This window comes from Streptomyces aurantiaciflavus, from assembly GCF_049808595.1.
Classification (GTDB): Bacteria; Actinomycetota; Actinomycetes; order Streptomycetales; family Streptomycetaceae; genus Streptomyces.
Genome location: NZ_JBNCAQ010000008.1, coordinates 300916 through 307016 on the forward strand (window position 1 = coordinate 300916; position 6101 = coordinate 307016).

Here is a 6101-nt window from a genome sequence, read left to right on the forward strand (position 1 = left end):
CTGGCGCCCCCTTCTGACGTCGCCTCAGGGAGATGCACCGTGTCATCACCTGCGCAGTTCCGGAGTCACGCATCCGTCCGTGACTCGTCCAGAACCGCCACGCTGCAGCTCACGGGCAGCCGGGAGGGCTTCGCCGAGGCGCGGGACTTCACCCACCGCACCCTCGGCGGCTGGTCCCTGGACCACTGCGCCGACGACGCGCTCACCGTCGTCACCGAACTCGCGGCCAACGCCGTCCTGCACGCCCTGCCGGACCTGCCCGACGACGCCGCCGACGTGCGGCTCAGGCTCTCCCTGCGCCGCTCCCACCTGGTGTGTGCGGTCACCGACCCGAGCGACGAGCTGCCCGTCTACCCGCGCGCCGACGAATCCCTGCTGGAGCACGGCCGCGGCCTGCACATCGTCGAAGCCCTCTCGGAGCACTGGGGCTGGACCCGGCGCTCCCCCGTGGGCAAGACCGTCTGGGCCATGCTGCCGACCCGTCCCCACATCTGACCATGACTCCCACGAAGAGATCCGCACCGCTCGAGGACCTGGGACACGTGCCGTGGACCGAGATCAAGGACTCGACCGGCTGTGCCGCGGCCATCCCCTCCCTGCTGGACGCCGTCGCCCGGGGCGACGCCGACACCGCGGGCTCCGCCCTCGGCCAACTGCGCCGGCGCATCTGCCAGTACGGCTTCGTGGTGGGCCAGGCGACGGCGGCGACCGTGCCCTTCCTCTGGGAGCTCGTCCGGCTTCCGCAGGTCACCTGCCGGGTCGAGATCCTGCACCTGCTGAAGAGCATCGCCGGCGCCCGCCAGTGGGAGACCACGGCCGCCGCCTACCCCAAGCTGCTGCGCCGCCGCGACAACTACGTGGAATGGGAACGCGCGGCCCGCCACGCCGTCCACGCCCAGCGCGGCGTCCTGCGCCACCTCCTCGACGAACCGGACCGGGAGATCGTCCGGGCCAGCGAGGAACTCGCCGCCACGCTGGACGACCGGTGAAGCGCCCGCGTCTGCCCGGTGGCGTCGCGCCGCAGGACAGCCACCCCGCTGATCAGCCCCGTGTCTCTGGCATGATCCGCCGGGCAGGTCCTAGGTTGTCGGCATGAGCAACCTTGACCGTGCGCCCGTGCCGAGTGTGTGCGGCGGGCGTGGATTCGTCGTCGCCGAGCCCGTCCGTGAGCTGCTGAGCCCCCGGCAGGTGAAGCTCGGGGAGTCGACCGAGGTCCGCCGGCTGCTGCCGAACCTGGGGCGGCGCATGATCGGAGCCTGGGCCTTCGTCGACCACTACGGTCCCGACGACATCGCCGACGAGCCCGGGATGCAGGTCCCGCCGCATCCCCACATGGGTCTGCAGACGGTCAGCTGGCTGCACGAGGGCGAGGTGCTGCACCGGGACTCCACCGGCAGCCTCCAGACCATCCGGCCGCGTGAACTGGGGCTCATGACCTCGGGCCGCGCGATCAGCCACTCCGAGGAGAGCCCGAAGGCACACGCCCGCTTTCTGCACGGCGCCCAGCTGTGGGTCGCGCTGCCCGACGCCCACCGCCACACCGAGCCCCGCTTCGAGCACCACGCCGCTCTGCCCACGGTCACCGCTCCCGGCCTCACGGCCACCGTGATCCTCGGCGACCTCGACGGCGCGACCTCGCCCGGCACGGCGTTCACCCCCATCGTCGGCGCGGACCTCGCGCTCACCCGCGGCGCCGACGTACGGCTGCCGCTCGTCCCCGACTTCGAGTACGGCGTGCTGGCGATGTCCGGCGAGGTCCACGTGGACGGTGTGCCCGTACTGCCGGGCTCGATGCTCTACCTCGGCTGCGGTCGCGCCGAGCTTCCTCTGCGGGCCGAGTCCGACGCGGGGCTGATGCTGCTCGGCGGCGAGCCCTTCGCCGAGGAGCTCGTCATGTGGTGGAACTTCGTCGGCCGGTCCCAGGAGGAGATCGAACAGGCTCGTGAGGACTGGACGCGGGGCACCCGTTTCGGCGAGGTGAAGGGCTACGACGGCGCCCCGCTGGCGGCGCCGGAACTGCCGAAAGTACCGCTGAAACCACGGGGAAGGGTGCGCTGAACCTGCGGAAACACCGGTCCTATGCCTGGTCTGAGCGGAGGGCGACCGCGCGGCGGAGGGCGTCGCGGCAGGCGAGGACGGCGGGGTGCCCGCCGCGGCCTTGGCGTACGACGGTGAAGATGCGGCGCGTGCGCTGACCGCGAGGGAGTTGCCGCAGGGTGACGGTCGGGGGCTGTCCGCTCCGGACGAGGTCGGGGAGGAAGGCCGCGGCGTGTTTCTGCTCGACGAGGCGCTGGTGGAGCAGGAGATCGGTGGTCTCGAACCGTACGTCGGGTTCGAAGCCGGCGTTGCGGCACAGGGTCATGGCCCAGTGCCGGGCGGCTGTGCCCTCGGGTTCCATCACCCAGGGGTGGTCGGCGAGTGAGCGCAGCGCCGCGGTCGGGCCGTCGGCGTCCCCCGTGTCGGCCGGCTTCGGCAGGGCGAGGCGCAGGGGGTCGTCGAGCAGGTCCTCCTGTTCTAGTTCGGCGGGCCTCGGGTTGGGGTTGCCGGGGTATTCCTCGGCGAGGACGAGGTCGAAGTCGCGGGCCTGGAGGGCGGGCAGGGCCCTTTCCGGTTCCATGTGCCTGACGTGGACGCGCAGGCGCGGGTGCTGGTCGCGCAGCAGGCCGAGGGCGGCCGGGACGAGGGCCAGGGCGGCCGTCTGGAACGAGGCGATGCGCAGGGTGCCGGTCAGGTCGCTCAGGGAGGCGGCGATGTCCGCCTCCGCACGCTCCAGCCGTTCGAGGACCGCTTCGGTGTGGGCGACGAGGATCTCGGCCTGCGCGGTCAGCCTCACCCGCCGTCCGACCGGCTCGAGGAGCGGGACGCCGACGTCGGCTTCCAGCTGGGAGAGCTGCTGGGAGACGGAGGAGGGCGCGTAGGAGAGAGCGGCGGCGACGGCCGCCAGGGTGCCGCGGTGCTTGAGTTCGCGGAGCAGGCGCAGTCGGTGCAGATCGAACATGGGAAGCCCGCTCTCCTGCGTTCTCCTTGTCTTCGGCCCTCGCGAACGGAGGGCCGAATGATCGGATCGTCCGACGAGTATAGGTGGGAAACATTCGCTGGACCGATCGTAAGTGCGCACCGGACCCTGATCGTGTGTCCGACAACGCTTCCTTCGTCCGTACGCTGCCATGGTTCGCGGTGACCCCACCGCCGGCCGGTTCCACCAGTTCGACCAGTTCGACCAGGAGGAGGTCGGCAGCGTGCTGACCCACTTCGTGGCCGCGATCGGTGTCCTCGGGCTGCTGACCATCGTGCCCGGCCCGGACATGGCAGTGGTGACCCGGCGTGCGCTCGTGGCCGGTCCCGGGGACGGGCTGCGCACCGTCGGCGGGATCGCGACCGGGCTGCTGCTCTGGGGTGCGCTGACCGTGGCAGGGCTCGCGGCCGTGCTCGCCGCCTCGCCTGTGGCCTATCCGGCCGTCAAGCTCCTCGGCGCCGGCTACCTGGTGTTCCTGGGCGCGCAGGCGCTCTGGCAGCACCGCCGCTCGGCACCGGCCGGCCATGGGGGTCCCCCCGCTCGGGCGAAGCGGCCGGGAGTAGGGGAGGATGCCGGTCCCGCCCACCTCGGGAACCCTTGGTGGAGCGGCCTGGTCAGCAACGTCCTCAACCCGAAGATCGCCGTCTTCTACACCGGGCTGCTGCCCACGCTGGCACCGTCCGGGCTGCCCGCCGCCTGGGCCATGACGCTCCTCGTGCTCCTCCACAGCGCCCTCACCCTCGCCTGGCTGGGCAGCTACGTGCTCCTGCTGTCCAAGGCCGGGCCGGTCCTCCAGAAGCCGCGGATCCGCCGTGCGCTCGGTCGGACCACGGGCGTCGCGCTGATCGGCTTCGGCCTCGCGGTCGCCACCGCTTCCGGCTGACGGATGGCCAGGACGGCCAGGGCGGCTCAGGTGCCCTTCGACGAGGGCGTGCCGAAGGTCATCCGCGCGGGCCGCCGACGGCCACGGGCCGGAGCACCTCTCCCCGCGGTCCGGCGGGCCTGGCCAGCTGGCGCTGACCACCCACGGCCGCTGAGGGAAGAGTCATCGGACGCTCCCCTCATCCGTACCCCGTGGGCCGGTGCCACGGCCGACTCGCCGTCGGCGGCCTCGGCGACCAGGCGATGTCGGGCCGGAACCGGGGTGCGGTTCCACCGTCGGTACGGCGTCAGTCCGCCGTCTGCGCCGGACCCTCCGTCACCTTCCGCAGCAGCGGCCTGCTGCCGGCGATCGCGGCGAGCATGGCCAGCGCGCCGACGGCCACACAGAGCACCAGTTGCACGGCGCCGGAGGTGTTGATCGTGGTGCCGGCCGCCTTGTTGAGCTGCGCGGCACCGAAGGCACCCATCGCGGTGGTACCGCCGGCCAGGACGGCCAGCGGGATGACGGTCTCGCGGATCCGGGCCCGGTCCAGCACCTGAAGCGGAGTGCCGGACAGTCGCAGCAGGCCGTACACCCGGCGCCGGTCGAGGACGTTCGCGGCGGCGGTGAGACCGGCGGACGCGGCTGCGACGAGGAAACTCAGCGCCAGGGTGGCGGTGCTGACGGTGGCGATGCGGGCGGTGGCCGTGTCGTCCGGCGCGGACACGTACTCCTGCGTGAGGGGGTACCTGCCCGACCCGAGGGGCGTCAGGGCGGTGACGGCGGCGTCGATGCGGTCCTGTCCGCCGGAGACATGGGCGATCACGCCGTCGACACCGCCCAGCAGACTGTCGTAGTCGTCCTCGCTCGCGACGGCGACGGTCGCCGTGACGCCCGCCCGGTGCAGCGCCGTCCGCGCCTCGGCGGCGGTGTGCCGGGCGTCGGCGGCGTTCGCGGTGATCACCGCGACCTGGCCGTGGTGGCTCGGGCCGTCGGAGCCCAGCGAGCTGACGGAGAAGAACCCGGCCACGAACCCCGCGAGCACCAGGCCGCTGACGGTGCGCCAGGCCCCGCGCGGGTCGTCGCTGAGCCGGCGCGCGGCCAGCAGGGTGGCCGGACGCTTGGCGCGGCGGCCCACGATCCGGCCGAGCCGGTCCACGACCCAGGGGCCGAACAGCCAGAACGCGCCGTAGAAGAGCACCAGCAGCGCGATCAGCTGCCGGGCCTTCAGCTGACCGCTGTCGCCCGTGGTCATCCAGATGTAGACCAGGACCGCGACGAACAGCACCAGGCGGATCGCCCGGGTGCGGCGCGGATCGGCCTGCTGGGCCACGCCCAGGGGCGAGGTGGCCACCTGGCGCAGCATCGTCACCGCGCTCACGGTGATCAGCGCGGTGACGGCCAGCACCACGGCCGCGAGCCACAGCGGCCCCACCCACAGCTGACCGGTGTACCAGGAGCCGATGCCGTACGGGAGCTCGGCGAGCGCGGGCAGCAGCGCCGTGTAGGCGAGCGCGCCCGCCAGCGCCCCGGCCGCGCCGACGCCCGCCGCCTCGACGGCGGTCATGGCGAGGATCTGCCGCGGGGTCGCCCCGGCCAGCCGCAGTGCGGCGAGCCGCTGCTCGCGCCGGGCCGCGCCGAGCCGTCCGGCGGCCGAGGCCAGCACGACGACCGGCATGACGAGCAGCACCACGCCCAGCAGCACGGTCCCCTGGTCGATGCCGGTGAACACGCTCGCCTCGGTGCCGGAGAACCCGGAGACCAGGGCGCGCTCCGTCAGCTGCTCGTCGTAGTAGTTCTGCTCCCCGGCCGTCTGGGAGACGGCCGCGTCGTCGGGCGCCCGTCCGACCACCGCGACCAGCTCGTCGGGGGAGGCGAGACCGGCGGCGCCGATCGTGCCGTAGGACCTCGCCCTCGGGAAGCGGTCGGCGAGCCGGCCGGCGGGGAGCTTGTGCAGCAGCTCGGCCAGGGCCGGGGAGACATACATCTCGCCCTGCTTCGGGAAGCTCTCCAGGCCCGGTGGCGCGGGGGTCTGCCGGCGGCCGGGCAGTTGGGCCAGGTTCACGACGGTGACGGGTTCCTGGCGTACGTACGTCGTGGTCGTGGCCTGGACGGCCGTCGCCTCCTTCGCCGGTACGGCGTCGGGGGTGCGCCATGTGGTGTGGTCGGGGGGGGGGGGCCCCCCCCGCGGGGCGGGGCGCCAACACCCCCCCCCGCACGACC

General features: G+C 73.2%; 6 protein-coding genes. 4 read left to right on the plus strand and 2 right to left on the minus strand.

The genetic code is table 11. The annotated features are described in order from the left end of the window. The first annotated feature begins 39 nt into the window (after nt 1-39). From ACPT94_RS12090 to ACPT94_RS12100, 3 genes are all read left to right on the plus strand, one after another. Entirely contained in the window at nt 40-495 is a 456-nt protein-coding gene (locus ACPT94_RS12090) for an ATP-binding protein (protein WP_360337119.1), read from the plus strand. A gap of 2 nt (nt 496-497) precedes the next feature. Next, on the plus strand, nt 498-989 hold the full coding sequence (locus ACPT94_RS12095; protein ID WP_360337121.1) for a hypothetical protein: 492 nt from the start codon (nt 498-500) through the stop codon (nt 987-989). Nucleotides 990-1092: 103 nt separating this feature from the next. Further along, nucleotides 1093-2058 (plus strand): pirin family protein, encoded by a 966-nt coding sequence (locus ACPT94_RS12100; RefSeq protein ID WP_360337123.1) that lies wholly within the window; start codon nt 1093-1095, stop codon nt 2056-2058. A gap of 19 nt (nt 2059-2077) precedes the next feature. Here the strand turns inward: ACPT94_RS12100 and ACPT94_RS12105 are convergent, their stop codons facing one another. Next, nucleotides 2078-2998 (minus strand): LysR family transcriptional regulator, encoded by a 921-nt coding sequence (locus tag ACPT94_RS12105; protein ID WP_360337125.1) that lies wholly within the window; start codon nt 2996-2998, stop codon nt 2078-2080. A gap of 241 nt (nt 2999-3239) precedes the next feature. Here ACPT94_RS12105 and ACPT94_RS12110 point away from each other — a divergent pair, with 241 nt between their 5' ends. Beyond that, nucleotides 3240-3899: a LysE family translocator gene (locus tag ACPT94_RS12110; protein WP_360337330.1), complete on the plus strand. Its 660-nt coding sequence runs from the start codon at nt 3240-3242 to the stop codon at nt 3897-3899. 286 nt (nt 3900-4185) lie between these two features. Here ACPT94_RS12110 and ACPT94_RS12115 read toward each other — a convergent pair. After that, nucleotides 4186-6101 (minus strand): FtsX-like permease family protein (locus ACPT94_RS12115; protein WP_425245798.1); only part of this gene is annotated, 1916 nt, incomplete at its 5' end.